Raw genomic sequence first — 1,469 nt, 5'->3', positions numbered from 1 at the left:
GCCGGGGGACGACTGCGCGTCCGGAGCCTCCCGCGGTTCACCGTCGCCCCGGTCCTCGCCCCGGTCGTCGCCCCGGCCGTCGTCGGCGGACGCCGCCCGGGCGGCGGTCAGTTCGGCCAGCAGCGGGCTGCGCCGGGCCGACTCGAAGAGCGCCGCGAAGCGGGTCCAGTCCAGGTCGGCCACCACGAGGTGCGTCTCGTCCAGCTCCAGGGCCTGCTCCAGCGCGTCCAGCGCGGTCGCGGGCGCCATCGGGCGCAGCCCCAGCGCGCGCAGCCGCTCGCCGGTGGGGCCCTCGGCCATCCCCGCCCCCGCCCACGGGCCCCAGGCCACCGAGGTGGCGGGCAGCCCGCGCGAGCGCCGGTGCTCGGCCAGCGCGTCCAGCTGGGCGTTGGCGGCGGCGTACGCCCCCTGCCCGGCGCTGCCCCAGGCCGCCGACACCGAGGAGAACAGGACGAACGCCTCGATCCGGTGGCCCTCCAGGAGGGCGTCCAGGTTGGCCGCGCCCGCCGCCTTCGCGGCGCACTCGGCGGCCCAGCCCTCCGGCGTGCAGCGGGCCAGCGGCGTGTCGGAGGTCAGCCCGGCGGCGTGCACCACCGCGTCGACCCGCTCCTCGCCGAGCCCGTCCAGCAGGGCGGCCAGCGCAGCGCGGTCCGCCACGTCGCAGGCCGCCACCGTGACCTCGGCGCCGAGCGCGGTCAGTTCGGCGGCCAGCCGCTCCGCACCCGGGGCGGACGGTCCGCGCCGGCTCGTCAGCACCAGGCGCCGGGTGCCGGTTCGGGCCAGCCGCCGGGCCAGCTGGGCGCCCAGTCCGCCGGTCCCGCCGGTGATCAGCACCGTGCCGCGCAGGGCCGCGAAGCCCGCCGACGGGGCGGTGGCGGCCGGGGTGGCGGCCGGGGTGGCGGCGGCCGGGACCGGGGAGCGGCGCAGCCGGCGGCCCAGCAGACCGGACGGGCGGACCGCGAGCTGGTCGTCACCGCCCGCTCCGGCCAGTGCCGCGCACAGCCCCTCCCAGGCCGCGTCGTCCGGCTCGGCGGGGAGGTCCACCAGACCGCCCCAGCGCTCGGGGTGCTCCAGCGCGACGACCCGGCCCAGGCCCCAGAGCCGGGCCCGCTCGGGCCGCCCGACCGGCTGCCCGCCGGCCTCCACCGCGCCCAGGGTCGCGCACCACAGCGGCGCGCTCACCCCGGCGTCGCCCAACGCCTGGACCAGGACGAGCAGTTCGACGTCCGTGCCGGGCAGGGCCAGGACTCCGTCGACGGCGGCGGGCAGCCGGCCGGCCAGCGCGGCGCGGTCCGTACCGTCCGCCGTCCGCAGCAGCTCGACCTCGGCGCCGCGGGCTGCCAGCGCCCGCGCGGCGCCGTCGGCCGGGCCGTCCGCGACCGCGAGCACGGGGTGGAGCAGCCGCCACAGGCGCGGCCGACGACAAGGGCACAGCAGATCGAGCGGCACGCCGTCGCAGAGGAGAAGGC

Annotated in this window: 1 protein-coding gene; it reads right to left on the bottom strand. The window is 80.5% G+C overall.

The genetic code is table 11. From position 1 onward, the window contains the following. The coding region (locus ACFWOG_RS08995) for a beta-ketoacyl reductase (protein WP_380356246.1) at positions 1–1,469 on the bottom strand (1,469 nt) is incomplete at both ends.

It is taken from the genome of Kitasatospora sp. NPDC058406, from assembly GCF_042722765.1.
In the GTDB taxonomy this organism is placed as follows: Bacteria; Actinomycetota; Actinomycetes; order Streptomycetales; family Streptomycetaceae; genus Kitasatospora.
This window is presented reverse-complemented; position numbering and strand designations above follow the sequence as displayed.